General features: G+C 60.8%; 14 protein-coding genes and 1 pseudogene. 8 read left to right on the top strand and 7 right to left on the bottom strand.

Going from position 1 to position 17,719, the window contains the following annotated elements; genetic code table 11:
• Window positions 1–134: 134 nt before the first annotated feature.
• Both BDB13_RS19375 and BDB13_RS19370 read right to left on the bottom strand, forming a co-directional pair.
• Window positions 135–2,459, bottom strand: a complete 2,325-nt coding sequence (locus BDB13_RS19375; protein ID WP_094273121.1) for an ATP-binding protein — start codon at window positions 2,457–2,459, stop codon at window positions 135–137.
• A 378-nt stretch (window positions 2,460–2,837) separates the two neighbouring features.
• Window positions 2,838–3,113: a hypothetical protein gene (locus tag BDB13_RS19370; RefSeq protein ID WP_094273120.1), complete on the bottom strand. Its 276-nt coding sequence runs from the start codon at window positions 3,111–3,113 to the stop codon at window positions 2,838–2,840.
• Window positions 3,114–3,647: 534 nt separating this feature from the next.
• Between BDB13_RS19370 and BDB13_RS19365 the strand changes: the two genes are divergently transcribed.
• Entirely contained in the window at window positions 3,648–4,046 is a 399-nt protein-coding gene (locus BDB13_RS19365) for a DUF7144 family membrane protein (RefSeq protein ID WP_094273119.1), read from the top strand.
• Between the two features lie 413 nt (window positions 4,047–4,459).
• Here the strand turns inward: BDB13_RS19365 and BDB13_RS19360 are convergent, their stop codons facing one another.
• Window positions 4,460–6,067, bottom strand: a complete 1,608-nt coding sequence (locus BDB13_RS19360) for an AMP-binding protein (RefSeq protein ID WP_094273118.1) — start codon at window positions 6,065–6,067, stop codon at window positions 4,460–4,462.
• Window positions 6,068–6,314: 247 nt separating this feature from the next.
• Here BDB13_RS19360 and BDB13_RS19355 point away from each other — a divergent pair, with 247 nt between their 5' ends.
• Complete coding sequence (locus BDB13_RS19355) at window positions 6,315–7,997, top strand: ATP-binding cassette domain-containing protein (protein ID WP_094273116.1); 1,683 nt, start codon at window positions 6,315–6,317, stop codon at window positions 7,995–7,997.
• An 81-nt stretch (window positions 7,998–8,078) separates the two neighbouring features.
• Here BDB13_RS19355 and BDB13_RS19350 read toward each other — a convergent pair whose 3' ends face one another.
• A complete protein-coding gene (locus BDB13_RS19350; protein WP_094273115.1) occupies window positions 8,079–8,504 on the bottom strand; it encodes a pyridoxamine 5'-phosphate oxidase family protein in 426 nt (141 codons plus the stop codon).
• Window positions 8,505–8,639: 135 nt separating this feature from the next.
• Between BDB13_RS19350 and BDB13_RS19345 the strand changes: the two genes are divergently transcribed.
• Both BDB13_RS19345 and BDB13_RS33040 read left to right on the top strand, forming a co-directional pair.
• A complete protein-coding gene (locus BDB13_RS19345) occupies window positions 8,640–9,245 on the top strand; it encodes a class I SAM-dependent methyltransferase (protein ID WP_094273113.1) in 606 nt (201 codons plus the stop codon).
• Window positions 9,246–9,310: 65 nt separating this feature from the next.
• On the top strand, window positions 9,311–9,994 hold the full coding sequence (locus BDB13_RS33040) for an LppP/LprE family lipoprotein (RefSeq protein WP_094273111.1): 684 nt from the start codon (window positions 9,311–9,313) through the stop codon (window positions 9,992–9,994).
• 52 nt (window positions 9,995–10,046) lie between these two features.
• On the opposite strand, the gene BDB13_RS19335 is transcribed toward BDB13_RS33040, so the two are convergent.
• The 3 genes and pseudogenes from BDB13_RS19335 to BDB13_RS33035 form a co-directional block, all read right to left on the bottom strand.
• Window positions 10,047–10,691 (bottom strand): MspA family porin, encoded by a 645-nt coding sequence (locus BDB13_RS19335; protein ID WP_254922880.1) that lies wholly within the window; start codon window positions 10,689–10,691, stop codon window positions 10,047–10,049.
• A gap of 209 nt (window positions 10,692–10,900) precedes the next feature.
• Complete coding sequence (locus tag BDB13_RS19330) at window positions 10,901–11,476, bottom strand: NADPH-dependent FMN reductase (RefSeq protein ID WP_094273107.1); 576 nt, start codon at window positions 11,474–11,476, stop codon at window positions 10,901–10,903.
• A gap of 130 nt (window positions 11,477–11,606) precedes the next feature.
• Window positions 11,607–11,738: pseudogene (locus BDB13_RS33035) on the bottom strand (hypothetical protein); the annotation flags it as partial.
• 820 nt (window positions 11,739–12,558) lie between these two features.
• Between BDB13_RS33035 and BDB13_RS19320 the strand changes: the two are divergent.
• The 4 genes from BDB13_RS19320 to BDB13_RS19305 all read left to right on the top strand — a co-directional run bounded on the left by BDB13_RS19320 (window position 12,559) and on the right by BDB13_RS19305 (window position 17,673).
• Window positions 12,559–14,931 (top strand): LuxR C-terminal-related transcriptional regulator, encoded by a 2,373-nt coding sequence (locus BDB13_RS19320; RefSeq protein WP_176459623.1) that lies wholly within the window; start codon window positions 12,559–12,561, stop codon window positions 14,929–14,931.
• 47 nt (window positions 14,932–14,978) lie between these two features.
• On the top strand, window positions 14,979–15,845 hold the full coding sequence (locus tag BDB13_RS19315; protein WP_094273103.1) for a hypothetical protein: 867 nt from the start codon (window positions 14,979–14,981) through the stop codon (window positions 15,843–15,845).
• A 211-nt stretch (window positions 15,846–16,056) separates the two neighbouring features.
• Window positions 16,057–16,269 carry a hypothetical protein gene (locus BDB13_RS19310; protein WP_094273101.1) on the top strand — a complete coding sequence of 71 codons (213 nt, stop codon included), beginning with the start codon at window positions 16,057–16,059 and terminating at the stop codon, window positions 16,267–16,269.
• Between the two features lie 192 nt (window positions 16,270–16,461).
• The gene (locus tag BDB13_RS19305; protein WP_094273099.1) at window positions 16,462–17,673 is read left to right on the top strand and encodes an AI-2E family transporter; all 1,212 of its coding nucleotides are present in this window, start codon (window positions 16,462–16,464) and stop codon (window positions 17,671–17,673) included.
• Window positions 17,674–17,719: the final 46 nt, after the last annotated feature.

Here is a 17,719-nt window from a genome sequence, read left to right as displayed (position 1 = left end):
TGCTATTCACGCCCAAGGTGGCGAACCACCAGCATCTGAAGCATCTCGTCGCCGACTTCGGGATCGGCGAGTCGTTCCTGATCGCAACTGCGCTTGTTCCCCGGGCGCAGGTCGCTTGGAATAGTCGACTTCATCTATCGATCGCGGGTGCGTTCGACGGACCACGCGGCGATCTGGGTCCGGGAGGTGAAGCCGAGCTTGGTCAGCACGTGCTCGACATGGCCCTGAGCGGTGCGCGGAGAGATGAATAACTGTTCAGCGATCGCCTTGTTGGTCAGTCCTTGCGCCACCAAATCGGCAACCTGGCGCTCGCGGCGGGTCAGGTTCGTCGCGGCCTCAGCCGGCTCGGGTTCAACCGCTACGTGCTTCTCTCGGAGTGCGAACGCGACTGCGCCCTCGAATGTCAGCTCTCGGCCGTGGCGAAGCGCCACCTTGTACCCGCGTTCGCCGATCCCACCGACGATCTGTAGCCGGCACTCGTCGCGGTGAACGAGCAGGCTGGGAAATCGGACTGTCGGGCCGTCCACGATCTGCCACATTGCCATGGCCGAACCCCTCAAGGTGGCCGCTCGTCCGAACTCCTGCGCCGCGGCCGCAATCCATGCCAGCACGTCTAGGAACCATGCAGCGCTCAGCGGGTCGTCCACCGACCGCGTCAACCGCAGTCCTTCCTCGAACAGTGAGACCGCTTGCGCGGGGTCGCCCCGCTGCAACTCCGCCATACCCGTGGCCCACAACGAGTAGGTCCGGAAGACGGCTTCGCCGCAGGGTTCGGTGATCGCGAGCACTTCCGCGTGCCATGCGGCAGCCCGTTCCGCGTCGCCGAGTAATACCGTGGCTAACTCGAGACCGACCAGGCCCTCGACGATCTGCAGTCGCATGCCCTTCGAGCGGAAGACCCGGAGACTCGTCTCCAAGCATTCGCCTCCCCGGCCGAAGTCACCGGCTGCGAGTGCCAGAAGGCCCTCGACGTGGGTGATTAGGGCGTCTGACACGGCATCGTGGCCCTCCAGGTTCAGTTCACGCCCCTCCTTCACGCGGGCCATTCCGGCCTGGACATCGCCTTGCATTGAGGCAAGCGCGCTGCACGCATATAGCGCCTTGGCGCGTTCCGCCGGCGTGGCCGCGCTCGGGCAGGCCAATGCACGCTCCAGCCAGCGGCGTCCTTCGCTGAGCCGACCACGGGAAAGCCAGAAGGGATACAACGCGGTGGCCGTCCGCAGTCCTACGGCTGCTCCCTCCTCGTCCGCGGTGAGGCTGATCGTCAGTGTGTCGCGGAGATTAGCCTGTTCGCGTTCGAGGCGGGCGATCCACACCACTTGGTGAGGGCTGATCCACTCGTCCGCGGCCTGCAATGCAAGTCGTTCGTACCAGTCGCGGTACCGCCGGAGGAATGCCGTGTGCTCACCGGACTCACGGAGTTTCGCCTCGCCGTAGTCGCGGATCGTCTCCAACATCCGGTACCTCACGGCAGGACCTGACTCCTCGCGGATCAGGATCGACTTGTCGATCAAGGAGGTCACGCCATCCAACAGTTCGCCGTCGACGAAGTCTTCGGAGTAGATGCCCTCGGCTGCATCCAGTTCGAAGCTGCCCGCAAAGACCGCCAGCCGGTGCCATAGTTTCTGTTCCTGCTTCGAGCACAGTTCGTGACTCCAGTCGACGCACGCACGCAGCGACTGCTGCCGTGTCGGAGCCGAACGACTTCCCCTGTTCAGCAATCGGTAGCGGTCGGTCAGCCGGTCCTGGATCTGCTTCGCGGACATCGCCCGTAACCGTGCCGCCGCCAGTTCGATCAGCAACGGCAGACCGTCAAGCTGGCGACAGATCCCGACGACGGCGCCCTGGTTTTCTTCAGTGAGCCGGAACTCGGGAACGGCCGCCGCGGCACGCTCGACGAACAACCTGACCGCCTCATACTGTGGAAGTCCGTCCAACTGTGGTGCATGCCGCGGATCCGGGACCGACAACGGCGGAACCCGCATGACTGCTTCCCCGTCGATACCGAGTGGCTCGCGGCTCGATGCCAGAATGCGAATTTGAGGGCACCGGCGCAACAGCACCTCGCACAGTGGCGAGACCGCTTCGATCAGGTGCTCGCAGTTGTCCATGATTAGCAGCAGCCGACGTGATGCGAGATATTCCACCAACATATCCAGGGGAGGACGAGCGGCGCGGACGCGCAATCCGACGGCAATGGCGACCGCATCTTTCAGAGAGTCTGGGTCGTGGACCTCGGCGAGTTCGACCAGTCGTACGCCATCGCTGAAGGCCCTTCGAGAGTCTTCGGCGGTCTTCAACGCAAGCCTGGTCTTGCCGACCCCGCCGATCCCGGTCAGTGTCACCAAACGCGCAGCGGCCAGCAGTCGGCGCGCTTCGGTCAACTCACGACGGCGGCCGACGAAGCTGGTCAATGCGATGGGCAGGTTCCCGACCATGCCCGGTACGGCGAGCGCCATCGAACCGTCACTTCCGTAGACGTGTGCCCCGATACCTCCACGATACCGTGGGTACGCCGCCGACCGGCGGGATGTCCGCCACAGAGAACGCAGCGACGGGCTGCACAGGGGGAATCCGCTCTGTCCATGTAATGCTCGGCCGCCGGTGATGCCTGGAATTACGGGACCGACTGCGCCCGGCGAGCGCCCCGATGTTCGATCGGGCGAACGAGCCCGGCAAGGAGCCTTTTCGGGCAATGCCTACTTGTCTGGACACGACGCCTCGCTCTCCAGAGTTAGAGAAGAATTGCCAATACTGCTCTGGCATAGTCGATCTGGGCGTCGGTGACGATGCCCGTTGCCCTGAATGCTCATCATCTTTTTGCTCGTGAGAACTGATCACGTGATCGCTGCACGTGTGGCGGCGTCGGCTGCGAGAGCACCCCGCTCACGAGGGAGTCGCCGGTGCGTCGCCTGTTCAGCCAGGCGGGCTCGATCGTTCTCACGGGCGTATTCGGCGGCGGAGGACTTCAACCAGTCGATCTGCGCCAGCCTCCGCCGCAGGAAGGCGGTGGGGCGTGTGAGTTGCACAGCCGATACCCATCCGCAGGTTTGGGTGTCTTGGGTCAGTGCACGGGCGATGTCGCGGCCGGTCCATCGCCCGCTGAGGTTCAACCCATCTGACCATCACCTCGGATGGTTGCTGGTTGCAGTAGATCGCGCGGACCCGCTGAACTGTCGGTCCTTTCCGGATGTGGGGAGTGCATGGGGCGGTGAGAACCTGCCGGCCCCCCGGCGTAAGTCTCCAGCCGGAAGGCAGGCCGCGTGCGGCGACCTTGCCGCTGACGAACAACGTCTCGCAGCTTTGTCATAACCGATCGGGTCATGTCGAAACCCCAAGGCGCAAGAGCAGGGAAGTCGGGTACGTCCATCGCCTGCCGCCTCGCGCACACTGCGCGGAAGACCCATTGTGAAAGGCCCCCGACAGGTGCCGAGATGCTTGTTTAACCCTACGGATCGACAGCGATATAGAAGGCCCGGGGTTGGTCGATCGTCGTCGGTGGCGCGCACACAATGTGGAGGGCCTTGGTTTCGGTGTGCGGAGCGGTTCGTGCGCGGTCCAGCGGGTACCCGGTCCGCACGATCCCGCGCGGGGCGGATGGAAGAGGCACCCGTCGGTTTCGCACGTGAGACCACAAAGGGGCGGCTATGTCCGAGGAAATACTAGTCAAGCAAGCTCTGGCCAAGACAGCGACGTTAGGCGGAGCGGTTCTTCTAGTCACCGTCGGTGTGCTCGAATTCTTGCAGGGTATCTCCGCGATAGCCAAGGACGACCTCATCGTGGCGGGCCCCGAGTACACCTACCAGCTCAATCTGACCGCGTGGGGATGGATCCACCTCGTCCTCGGTATCGTCATCGTGGCGGTCGGTGTCATGTTGTTCACAGGGTCGACGTGGGCTAGGGTCGGCGCCCTGGTGATTTGCGGTATCTCGATCGTCGTCAATTTCCTGTGGTTGCCCTACTACCCGTGGTGGGCGATCACGATCATCGCCCTCAACGTGTTCGTGATCTGGGCGGTCGTTACATGGAACCCCGATATCATCTGAGCCGAGCGCCGTGTCCGACTTTACCCGTTGATGCTGATCATGCGGTGCGACAACAGTTTCCATCGAGGAAAGAACGCGGCTGGGCACCTCCCTGGGGTGGCCAGTGTCATCGCATCGTCACGTAAGGGTTGAATTGCATAAGGCCCTTACATCATGCTTGTCGCATGACAAGAACAGGGATCGCGCCGGTCAGTTGCATCCACCGCTGGGAGGCCGAATCTCGGCATCGGACGAGCGAAGGGACCGTCACCTACCTGCGCTGCCATTGCGGTTCGTGGCAGACCTTGCTTACCGAAGGGCTGTCAGGGAGCGCCGGGTCGGCCATAACCGCACCGATCAAGGCGAGGTCCAGAGCATGATCGACCGCGACCGGACGAATCGATCGCGCGTCACCAGAGCGAGCCCTTCCCGGATTAGGCGGATGCCAGAGTCGTCGCCCAGCGGTAGTCGGCTTTGCCGGCGGGGGTTCGTTTGACTTCGTCGACCAGCACGATCGTGCGCGGAATCTTATAGCCGGCCAACGTCTTACGGCAGTGTTCCTGAACGTCGTCCAGGGTTAGTTCCGGCGCTCCGGGGTAGATTGCGATCACCGCTGCGACCTGCTGGCCCATGCGTGCGTCGGGTGCGGGGACGACAAGTGCGTCGACGATCGACGGGTGGGCGTGAAGGGCTGCCTCGACCTCTTCGGCGAAGACTTTCTCGCCGCCGGTGTTGATGCATTGCGAGCCACGGCCGAGAAAGACGATGGTGCCGTCTGCTTCGACCTTGCCCATGTCACCGAGCACTGACAGTCGGGTACCGTCCTCACGGGTCGGAAACGTCCGAGCAGTCTTGTCCTCGTCTTTGTAATAGCCGAGCGGGACGTTGCCGATGCGCGCGATGTAACCCACGTCCTCGGAGCCGGCCGGGATCTCGTTCAGTCGCTCGTCGACCAGGACCATGTTCGGAGAGGGCGGCATTCGTAGATTGCCGGCCTCGTCAATGGAGAAGGCGCCGTCGTTACCGGACTCCGAGGCGCCGAAGTTGTCCCGCAACAGCAGGTCCGGCTTGACTGCCAGCATGCGGTCCCGAACGCTGGTGGACCAGATTGCACCGCCCGAAGTGATCGAGAACAGGGAGCTGAAATCGACCTCACCCTTGCGACGTTCCATCTCGTCGACCAACGGCATCCCCATGCCGTCGCCGACGATCAGGATCACCTGTACCGAATCCTTCTCGATCGCTTCGACGACCTTCTTGGGGTCGAAGTCGCGCCGCAGGACTACGCGAGCGCCGAGGGTGAAGAAGGTGAACAGCGAATACAACGCAGCGCCGTGCATGAGCGGTGCGGCAATGAGGAATGAGAGTTCGGGAAATTCCTTTGCAGCACTGGCGATCTCGGCGAGATCCTGCCGTGGCCCTTCGCCGTACGGGTTTCCGCCGGAGAGCGGCTTACGGAAAAAGTCGTCCTGCCGCCACATGACGCCCTTCGGGTATCCGGTGGTCCCTCCCGTGTAGAGCAGGTACAGGTCGTCGCCCGTGCGGGTTTCGAACTCCCCGGTGGACGGCAACTCGCGGGCCTCGGCTAAGGAAACGACGGTCACTGCGCGTGCCTTCGCGGCGGTGAGCAGTTCGGTGGTGATGTCGCCAATCACGATTACCGCCCGCACCTTCGGGCATGCGTCGAGAAGTGAAGCGAGGACACGCTGATGTTCGGGGAGTTCCACGACCACCGCGACCGAGTCGGAGTTGGTGAAGATGTACTCGAGTTCGGCGGGCGTGTACCGGTAGTTCACGTTGATCGGCACCGCGCGGATCTTGATCAATCCAAGAATTGAAGTGACGTGTTCGACGCTGTTCTTCAGGAACAGGGCGACATGGTCGCCCCGGGAGATGCCTGCCTTCGTGAGTAGATGGGCGGTCCTGTTGGCCTCTGCGTCCAACTGGCCGTAAGAGAAGTTCTCGCCTTCGTAGGTCAATGCAACGCGATCCGGTACGGAGCTGGCGACTGTCTCGAAAACGTCTGCGAGGTTGAACTGCATCGTCGGTCCTTTCAGAGGCAGCGCCGCGATGTGGACGCAGATTATCCTGAATCTAGACACGTTCCCTGCCGCCCGAAGCGAAACGCGCAGATTCGTTTCGTGCAGAGGCTGAATTTCTCAAATCCCAACAGCTGCACACCAAGTGGATCGACACCGGCGTGGTCTACTCCGACTCGAATGCGGGGCCTGGGTCGATCAGCGAATTATTGGTTTGGCAGATGGACGTGGGTAGGGTTCTCTTGATGCCGTGACTCACCTCAACATTGCCGATGTCGATTACTTCCTCCCCGATGGTCGACAGTTGCTCAGCGGTGTGAGCTTTCGAGTCGGCAACGGCGCCAAGACTGCATTGATCGGCCCGAACGGGACCGGCAAAACTACGTTGCTCCGCATCATCTCCGGGGATGCGGCCGCAGACGAAGGGGCTGTTACGCGATCAGGAACGCTGGGCGTGATGCGCCAGTTCGTCGGCCAAGTTCGTGACGAGTCCACCGTGCGTGATCTGCTGCTATCCGTGTCACCCGCCCCGATCCGCGACGCAGCACTGGCACTCGAAACCGCGGAGAACACGCTGATCGAGCGCGACGAAGAATCGACTCAGATGAAGTATTCGCACGCTCTGGCCGATTGGGCGGACGTGGGCGGCTACGAAACGGAAGACTTCTGGGACAAGGTCACCACTTCGGCTCTCGGCGTGCCCTACGACGTCGCGAAGTGGCGAGCAGCCAACTCGCTCAGTGGAGGAGAACAGAAGCGGTTGGTTCTGGAAGCACTGTTCGCCGGGCCTGACGACGCACTTCTTCTGGACGAGCCCGACAACTACCTCGACGTACCGGGAAAGCGATGGTTGGAAAAGACGATCTCGGAGTCTGCGAAGGTGGTCCTGTTCGTCAGCCACGATCGCGAACTGATTGCCAACGCCGCGACTCACATCGTCACCCTGGAACCAGGAATCAGCGGCGCTACGTCGTGGACACACGGTGGTGGTCTGGTTAGTTATCACCAAGCTCGTGAGGATCGCAACGCTCGCTTCGAAGAACTGCGTCGGCGTTGGGACGAAGAACTTGTGAAACTGCGTGCCCTGGTTCTCCGATTGCGTGAGAAGGCCAAGTTCAACGACGGCGTCGCTGCTCGGTATCACGCGTCGCAAACCAGGCTGGCGAAGTTCGAGGCGGCGGGGCCACCCGAGGCAATTCCGCTGCAGCAGAAGGTGACTGTTCGGCTCTCCGGTGGACGAACAGCCAAGCGCGCCTTGGTATGCCAAAATCTCGAGCTGACCGGGTTGATGAAGCCGTTCGATACCGAAATCTGGTACGGAGATCGAGTTGCCGTGTTGGGCTCCAACGGGTCGGGGAAGTCGCACTTCCTGCGACTCTTGGCGGGTGGAGGAACCGACCCGGGAACCGAGCACCTACCGGTCGAGGCGCTCGACATCGCTCCGGTAAAGCACGGCGGCACAGCGACGTTGGGCGCTCGGGTCCGTCCGGGACTATTTGCCCAGACGCATTCTCGGCCAGACCTGACCGGGAACACGCTGCTCGAGATCCTGCACATGGGCGACGAGCATCGACATGGGATGGGGCGCGAAGCGGCGAGCCGGGCTCTTGATCGCTACGGACTGTCCCTAGCCGCGGAGCAGAAGTACGACGATCTGTCCGGTGGTCAACAGGCGCGCCTGCAGATCCTGCTCCTGGAACTTTCCGGCGCCACGATGCTGTTGCTCGACGAGCCGACCGACAACCTCGACCTTCATTCGGCGGATGCCCTGGAGCAGGGGATCGCGCAGTTCGCCGGCACCGTCATCTCGGTTACCCATGATCGTTGGTTTGCGCGTGGGTTCGACAGGTTCCTTGTTTTCGGTTCGGACGGGAATGTGTACGAGAGTGAGTCTCCGGTGTGGGATGAAGCCAGGGTCGAACGGGCCCGCTGACGGAGCGGGGATGCCCCCGATGGTGCCTGATGACGACCCAGCACGCGACTGACTGCGTCGTTCTGTAACCGGTCTGCGGTCCTAGAGTTGCCCGAGGTCGGCAGACAGCCAGTGTTGTGGAGTCATGTAGATGGCAACCTGTTCGCCCAGCTGTGAACGCGCGAAATCGAGATACCCGTCGATTTTTTCCGGAGCCAGGTACCGCCGCGACACTTCGACCAACATTTCGTCTGTGCCCGGAACGATCTTGTCGACGGGACCTTCGACGCTCACATAGCGAATTGTCGGTTCAAGTCGTTGCGCCATGAGTGAGAAGTGCCCGGCAGACTCGATCAGGCGGGCCTTTGTCGAGCCCTTCCCCGTCAGAACCCAGGGACTTCCTCCTGGCGAATAGAGATACCAGATAGGGAGGGTCAACGGACCGCGCTGGGAACCGTTCGATACCGACAGCGCCGCTATATGGGGTTCGGCCAGGAATTGCTCACGCTCATTTTCGGAGAGTGCCATAATCCGAGACTACAACGGTCGTTGACGTCGCGAAATGACTTCGTCAGTTTCTGGCGCTGGTCAAGAACATCTGATTGGCAGTCTTGTGCCACAAAGAATGTGTGAGAGACGTTCTCGCCGTCTAGGATTCGGTCCATGCAAATCGATCGTGTGCGCGATGCCTATGCCGAGCGGGTGGACGAGTGCGTCGACGCTTTCGGATCGATGGATTCGGTGCACTGCGCGGATCGGGAGTTGGTGTCGGCCTGGTCGCAGGGAATCGATGGTCCCGTTGTCGACGCCGGCTGCGGGTCTGGCCAGTGGACCAACTACCTATTCGAACGCGGGGTCGAGATCGAGGGCGTCGACCTGGTGCCGGAGTTCATCGTGCACGCGAAGGCTAGGTTTCCGGATGTACCGTTCCGAGTCGGAAGGCTGGAAACGTTGAACGTGCCGGATGGTTCACTGGGTGGTGTGCTGTCGTGGTACTCGATAATCCACACGCCGCCCGCGGAGTTGCGCACGATATTGGCTGAGTTTGCGCGCTGCATCAGACCAGGGGGTGGACTCCTACTCGGGTTCTTCGAGGGTGCGACGGTCGAACCGTTCGCGCATCTTGTGGTCGAGGCGTATCGGTGGCCCGTGGAAGGATTGCGGTTAGAGCTGCTCGCGGCGGGATTCGAAACGGTCGAGACATATACGAGAACCGGCCCCGGCTACCGGCCGCACGGTGCGATCGTTGCCCGCCGCTCAGCTGTCTGATTCATTGCCCGAAAACGAAGGTTCTGACGTCACGAATCGGTGCGGATCGCTCACGCTTAACCCCAATGCTGTGTAACAGTAAGCGGATTGAGTGGGATTTACGTCATATGAAGAATCGTCAGTTGTTTGTCGCTGTAGGACTCTTTTCATTGGCCCTCACCGCGTGTTCCGGTGTCGATACCGATGGACCTGTGAGCGTGGGTTCATCGTCGTCAACCGTGCCCGTTTCGGTGAGCCGGACTCCGGTTACTGTTCCCGCGTCAGAAATGCCATCGGCGAGTTCGCTGCACTCGACTGTCGTCGATGCACCTGAATCGGAGACACCGCCGCCGCCTGCATACGTGCCTCCGGAGGCACGGGCCTGCGTCGATATCAGTTCGCCGGTCGTGAGCGAAGCGGTTCAATCGCTCGAACCATTTTCTGGTCGGTCATGGCGGGCCACGTCGGCAGGTGCGCCCTGCTCGACGTTGGTGTCGGTGACTGCTGATATCGAGGGCGCAACGGGGAGTTCGCCGACGAACGTCTTGTTCTTTGCCGGCGGCGAGTATCTCGGCACCGCGACCGCGAAGCCGACCGCGTTCACCCAGGTGGTCGGTGGAAATGACTACACGGTGGAGGTGCAGTACAAGTGGCTGGAACCAGGTGACGTCACCGCTGATCCCACCGGTGGTCCGGTGATCGTGCGCTACCTGTGGGACGGGTCGTCGGTACAGATGCTCGATCAGCTTCCGGTGCAGGTGACGGGCTGAATCGTTCCACCCGGGACAGGCGAGCTCAAAAATCTGTTCACGGCTAAATTCTTTAAAGGTGTTGCTGCACACCATAAGTCACTACTGTGTCACCTTGGGAAGTGACCACTTTTGCGTAGGGACGGATAGTTACCGGGCCGACAGCACCCTGCACATATCCGTGAACGCCCGACAAACGCACCGTGGCTTCCGGACCGTCGAATGGCTGGTTTGCCAGCAGTGGCACATCAGTGATTCCGCCCGGAGCCAGATTGAGAAGTAGTTGCTGCGACGGAATGATGTTGCCTCCGATTCCCGCAGTCCCTCCTGCCCGGTCACGCGTCGGATTGGACGCAATTCCGATATTCAGGTGGTTGTCGGTCGCCAACGCCCAGTCGAGGTTGGGCGAATTGACGACGACGATCGCACCGGGCAAAGAGATGGGGTAGCCGATCTGATAGCCGATCGTCAGTTTGGTACCGGTGAAACCGCCGGCGCCCGGGCCATCGATCTTCACACTGGCTGCGCCATCGTGGAAGAACTCGACACTGAGGGGCGAGCCGTCGAGCGGAGGGCTCGAATGGATGAATGTGTCACTCTGCAGGACTTCTATCCGGTTTCCTTTGGAATCGACGATCGAGCTGGAGTTGTCGATTCCGGCCGACGCGGTGGTGCTGCCAAGGGCGAGGACAAGGACCGTGGCAGCCCCGACCACCACGAACCGAGACCTATTCCCGAATGGGCCGCCACAAACCCGTGAAGTCCTCACGACGAACACCATCCCATTCGGTTGTGGTTTCCGACGCCTACCCAACAACTTTCGAGGTTGGAATCCGTCGAGGCTGCCGGAACGAGTTCGACGGCAAGCCCTTTTGAAGTACCCGTGTCACAGCTAGTCCAAACGGGCTCCGCCGCACGGTGGTTCGGTTAGCGAGCAACGGCGGCACCGCCGCGCAGGGGTGCGAGAGCACTGCTCCACGCAACAACCTGATCGAAGAGCACTCCGAGTGATGCGGCGTGATGGGCTGCCGGAGTGAACTCACTGAAGTTCACGAAGTCGGTGTACAGCGACAGCGCAACTTGGGCGCGGACATCGGCAACCTGAACCTCGGCCATCACCAGCCTGAGGTGTTCGACGGCGCGTGTGCCGCCGGCACTGCCGTAGCTGACGAAACCCGCCGCCTTGTTGTTCCACTCTGCATAAACGAAGTCGATGGCATTCTTCAGTGCGCCGGGTATCGAGTGGTTGTACTCGGCGGTGACGAAGATGAAACCGTCGAAGGATGCGATCTTGGCTGCCCATCGCTTGGTGTGAGGCTGGGAGTACTGCCCCATTGACGGAGGTAGCGTCTCGTCGAGATGCGGCAGGTTGTAGTCCGCAATATCGACGAGTTCGTAGTCGGCATCGGTACGTTCCTTGGCGTGGTCGAGGACCCACTGCGCGACGGGTGCGCCAATGCGGCCGGGTCGGGTGCTGCCGAGGATAATCGCGATCTTGGTCATTGTGGGGTGTCCGTTCCTGCGTGTGTGGGCTACTTTCCGGGTGAAGGCACGCCGCCGAGCTGCTGCGTGAGGAGAGCAGGTTGGCAACTCCCCAGTGTTCGACGATCTTTCCGTCGCGCAGCCGCATTGCGTGGACCGTCTCGAAGTGGATTTTCCGGCCCGTCGGTTCGATGCCGAGGAATGTTCCCCCGGTGCGTGCCGTGGTAAGCCTTGAAGATGGTGACGAGGTCCAGTTCAGCTGCCTGCCAGCGGATGTCGGCACGAAAGTCGGCGGACGACCACCTTCGCGGCTCGCTCACCGGGGTCGATCCCATGAGGATTTCCGATCCTTCGTTGCGCATCTGGACGCGGAAGTGACGCGTCGGCCGAGTTGGGTTCGGTCAGATGGCCGTTGGACGTCGCAATCGACGTGTCACGTGGTCTGCGCACGACTGTCGGTGACAAAGGCAGCATCGAAAGTCGTGTTACCCACCATGTGAGGAGTGCAAACGTCACGGGCGTCCGCCCGCGTGGCAATCGCGCGACGCTGGGAACCGTTCGATACCGACAGCGCCGCGATATGAGGTTCGGCCAGGAATTATTCACGCTGGTTTTCAATCGAGCCTAAGGCCGCATTCGCCGTCGCAATATTGCTCAGTCTGCATTCACCCCCTGGGGGTGAATTCTCGTCGCGCATGACAAAGCCTGATGTCCGAGGTGTTTTGATGGACTGGTACGGGCGTATTCGGAAGGTTGGAGGCATTCATTTGGAGGTTTCGATGACCGATGACGTGCTCTGCTTGCCAGATACGCGTCGAGGCTACTTCGTCAGCGGGGAGCGGTCTGATCCTGTCGATTGCACCGTCAGTGATTTCGCCAGATTCGGACCACCCCCCAGACAATTTGGGCTCATCCCACGATCTCGCCTGTATGCCACTCTGAATTCGGCAACCGACCACGCCGGACAGCAAGGGCATGTGACACTCCTTTGCGCTCCTGCCGGAACCGGCAAGTCGATGTTGCTGAGTCAATGGTGTATCGAGATTGAAGCGGGTACACAGATAAGGTGCGCTTGGCTGAGCCTGAGCGAGCACGAAAACAATGTGTCGGTATTTTGCGCATCGCTCCTCGCGGCCCTCGCGCGATCGGTGCCCCTGGCGAGCACTCGCCCGCCCGCAAGTTTCGACGCGTTCGATCGATTCATCGGTGATCTTTGTTCGGAGATAGAGGCGCTCGAAACTCCGATCGTATTGATCCTCGACGATGCTCACGAAATTCACGACCCTATCGTCGTCAGCTTTATCGATCGATTTCTCAGCGCGACGCCGGCAAATCTGTCTGTTTTAGTCTCGGCTCGATACGAACCGCCGCTGATGTGGCACAAGCTCTCTCTTGACGGGCGACTCTTTCGCGTCGAATCAGCCGAGCTTGCGTTTGACGCTACCGAAATTGCGACGGTCCTCGGCAACTGCGGGGTTGATCTCGATGATCGCGCGTTGGATACCGTTGTGAAACGAACCCAGGGTTGGGGGGCTCTGGTTCGATTCGCGGGAATGTATCTGGCCGGGCGGCAGGACATCGCCCAAGCTGTTGCGGAATTTGCGAACACTCCTCGTCCGGTATCGGATTTCCTTGTAGGAGAGCTAATCTCGGTGCTGCCGCGGCGTTCAACAGAATTCTTGCTGCGCACGTCGGTCGTCACAAGTTTCACGCTGGAGTTGGCCGTCGAGTTGGCGGGTGATTCTGCCGCCGCCACAGTGGCCGAGCTCGAGCGTGTGAACATGCCCATCGCGCGCAGTGATAGCACCGAAAAGCTGACGTGGTACTCGTATCACCCCATGCTGCGGGCCTACTTGTACGCCGAGTACCGCCGAACGGATGCTTCTGCCGTGCGGGATGCGCACCGAAACGCGAGTGCCTGGTTCGAAGCGCATCGACACGATCTCACCGCTTTCGAACACGAAACGATTGTCGGTGACCCCGAACGTACGAGAGCGTTTCTGGACCGCCGAGGATTCGGTATCGTCCTCGACGGATACGGCCAGGAACTGGTCGGTGCGCTCTCTCGCGTGCCCACCGAAGTAGGGGAGTATCTGGGCACTCGCCTGCTGCAACTAGCGGCAGCGGTGGCAAGTCGAGACTTCGCTACGGCAACGACCTATATCGACCTTCTGGAAAAGTCCACGTGGCCAACTGACGCGCAGTGCACCCTGTTCCGCGCCCTGCAGCTCGAAACCGTACGATGCCTCGCCGAACCCGGGCATTCCCGACTGACCGGAGATCTCGCCGGTAGACAAGCAACCGGCGACTGCGACATCGACGCCTACGTGAACCTGCAACTAGGGATGTCGCACAATCTCGGCTACGCCTTCGGCGAGTCCGTGACTTGCCTCGAACGAGCCGTCGCATTGGGAGAATTGCGTCATCGGACCGCAGTTGTTCTCGCGGCAATCACGAATATCGCCATTACTTCAGGACACTCGGCCGATATCGCCGCAATGTCGGAGCGGGCGCACTTCGCACTTCGATACGCCGCCAGGAACACCGCGGGAAACCGCCCGATCACCGAACACAGTGCGTCGGTCGCAGCGCTTGCCGAATACTTGCGTGCCGAGCCTCCTCACCCGACGACCGTCATCGACTTTGCCGACCTCACCCCCGTCAATGTTCTGGGAGTCGACGTACCAGCGTTCGGTTTGCGTGCAGCAGTTACCTTCGCGCTGCAGCAACTGGACCTGGCAGCCAACGATCGGCGACCGCTCGCGGCGACGTTGCGTGATACGACTATTCGACTGATTGCCGACGGTGATCACCCGATGGCGACGTTGTCGTTGATCCCCCTCGTAGTCCACGCCTGCCTGAATATCGGTGAAGTGGAATGGGCGACGAGGATCATTTCCAAGGCATCCGATCAGTTCGGTGAAACACCCGACATCAGGCTGGGACGTGCCGCGATATATCTCGCCACGGGAAAGCTTTCCGACGCACGGAGTGAAGTCGACACCGTGACCGCCGCCGCTGACCAACTCGTCCTGTCCGGCCCGGTATACCTGGCACTCCTCGACGCCTGTATCCACACCAGGCAAGGTCATCAGAGTTACGCCTGCGCGGCACTCGTCACAGCGTTGACGCGGGCGCGAACAAGCACCGTTCTTCGACCGTTTCTGGATATGAAGTCGATAGTGCGCCCGATGCTCGCTATCTTCACCGGCCGCTTCGGGGAGAACGAAGACTTTGCAGAACAGATAAGAAAGCGACTGGGTCCGGCAGAATCGACGGGTCGGCAGATTTTGACTCCGACAGAACTCAGTGTTCTGCGCGAACTTGCCTCCGGTGACACTGCTGAAGCAATCGCGAAGACTTTGTGGGTGTCGGTGAATACGGTGAAGACGCACTTGCGCGGTATTTATCGCAAACTCGAGGTCGGAAACCGCCGGGCAGCGTTGCTGGAAGCACGGTCCGTCGGACTTCTCTAGATTTTTTGTCGTCACACTTATCTCGAGCTGATCGGATCATTCTGGCTATGCGGCAAAAATCGATAACGGCCGTGTTCGCTGAATTCCGCTACCGAATCGAAGTCTGGACAACCGCAACGAGTGAGCGTCGACTGGCCCTTCGGGTGTCACTCGATGTTGCGCGGGCGGACGTTGTCGACAGTGCGATGACGCTGGCCGCGCAGTCATTCACGTCGCTATTACCGGTGATCATTGCTGCGGCAACGCTGGAGCAACTCGAACCGCTTGCGTCGAAGATTCGCGGCGAGTTCGGAATTGCCCTGTCTGGGTTAGGTACTGAATCGTCTGCTTCGGCGGCGTTCGGAGTGGTGGGTGTGTCGATGTTGGTGATCAGTGCAACCTCCTATGCTCGGGCGCTCGGCAGGATGTACGGACGTCTGTGGATGGTCCAAGCGGTGACCGTTCGGCAGGCGTGGCGGTGGATGGCCGTGGTCGTGTTGATCGCTGTCGCAGTCGCTTCGAGTATGTGGTGCAGTGCGTTGTCCGGGATTCGCCCACTCGGTCCGATCCTCGAACCACTCGTCGTATTCGCGGTGTGGGTCCTCGCCTGGTCAGGTGTCCCACGTTTGCTGACGGGTCGACAGTTGAGCCCGCGAATGATCTGGTGTTCAGGGATTCTCACCGGTGCGGGACTGACAGTTCTACATGTTGTGAGCGCATTGTTCCTGCCTCGGATGGCTCGCACATCCGAGGAACAATTCGGGGTCCTGGGTGTGATGTTCACGTTGGTCGGCTGGTTGTTCGTCTTTTCCGCAATTGTGGTCGTTGCCGCGTGCATCTGCAGTTCGTTCTCGCGTGAACCAAGCCGCGCCGGAGCATGGCTACGCAGTGGGTGTAGCGCAGAAAGTCCGGTCGCCATACCTGCTGCTGGGTGATTGCGTCGTCGACGACTATGTCTGTGCCGTCAGGAAGTTCGGGAGGTGCGTGTCGTTCCTCATCCGCTAGGGATGAGGGCTGCGAGGTAGGGATCGGGAACACTGAAGGGACATGTTGCTGCGATCCGAACTTGGCCTGCGGCCGCCGTCGGATCCACGAATTTGGCCAGTACCAGGCGCTTTCGCGCCGGTGAGAGGAAGATGGCTGTTGATGAGCGTTCCCACTCGATATCAGTTCCTCATCGACGGAGAAGTCTCGGAGCGGGTCGCTGCAGCTTTCCCGGAGCTCGATGTCGCAGACGCTGTCGGAGGATGCACCAGCTTGTACGGTCGGGTCGGGGACTCCTCGAAAATGCGCGGGATCATGGCCAGACTCGACGTACTGGGACTGACAGTGGTGGAGATGCGCAGACTCCCGGACTAGTTCGAACGCAGCTCACTCTGCCCTTGCTGTAAAAATTGTCACAGCCATTGCAGCACATGGCATTTCGATCTGTCGGAACGGGAGGCCTCGAGTGCGCGCACGACTCATCTGTTTCGGGTGATGCATGTACTCGAGTTCGGGTGGAAGTCTCTTCCCGTTAGCTCGATTCGTGAACTTCGAAGGGGAAAATACATGGCGCACACGGTCGAAAGACTGGACAGCGCTCCGGCGTGGATGCTTCCACGCGGTGTGATCGTCCTGCTCGGTTTGGCGGGGTTGATCGTCACAGTGGCGGGCTTAACTGCGTTCTCGAGTGTCATCGGGCCTGTCTTTCTCGCACTGATGCTGACCGTGGCCGTTCATCCTCTGCCGGGATGGTTGCAGCGCAAGGGATTACCGCGATGGCTCGCGACACTGTTGGCGCTGGTTGCGGTCTACGGCATCTTGAGCACGCTCGTCTTTTTCCTCATCTACTCCGTAGCTCGACTGGGAACGCTGCTCCCGGCCTATGCGGACGATTTCGACCAACTTGTCGATTCGGTGAAAAGCACGTTGAGTAACAACGGCATTGGATCCGATCAGGTGCAGAGCCTGCTCTCCGGTATCGACAGTGGAGTGCTGGTCAGTGCCGTCACGGGGGTACTCGAAGGTACCCTCGGCTTGCTTTCCAACTTGGTGTTCTTGGTGGTGTTGCTGCTGTTCATGACAGTGGACGGCAGTTCTTACACCGAGCGCATGCACACACTGTTGGCGGCGCGACCGGACATTGCGGGAGCATTCACATCGTTCTCTTCCGGAACGAGAAAATATCTGATCGTGTCGACGATCTTCGGCGCCATCGTCGCGGTTCTCGACATGGGGTTGTTGTGGGCGCTGGGCATCCCGCTGCCAATCCTGTGGGGTCTGCTGTCCTTCATCACCAACTACATCCCCAACATCGGGTTCGTCCTCGGGTTGGTGCCACCGGCACTGTTGGCGCTCATGCAAGGTGGCGTGGGATCCATGGTCACGGTGATCCTGCTCTACAGTCTCATCAACGTCATCATCCAATCGGTGATCCAACCGAAGTTCGTCGGTGATGCGGTCGGACTGTCCGTCACGCTGACCTTCTTGTCATTGGTGTTCTGGTCCTGGGTACTCGGTCCTCTCGGCGCAGTCCTCGCAATTCCGCTGACACTGATGGCGAAAGCGTTTCTCGTGGATATCGATCCGTCGACTCGGTGGGCCGATATCCTCTTGCGAGACACGATTCCGGCGACGGAGGCAGTAACTCTGAATCGTGAGTGCACCGGCGGGGAACTCGACGACCGTGACGACGAGAACGAGAAGTCGCAGCACCCGGAAGCAGAACCCGAAACGCCGGTTGATGCGGACAGCGTCCCGGCCACTGGACCGGGCCACTAGTTCCACTTCCTATACCCATTGTCGCTGACGCTGCCGATGTGGCGGC

This window comes from Rhodococcus sp. OK302 (assembly GCF_002245895.1).
GTDB lineage: Bacteria > Actinomycetota > Actinomycetes > Mycobacteriales > Mycobacteriaceae > Rhodococcus_F.
This window is presented reverse-complemented; position numbering and strand designations above follow the sequence as displayed.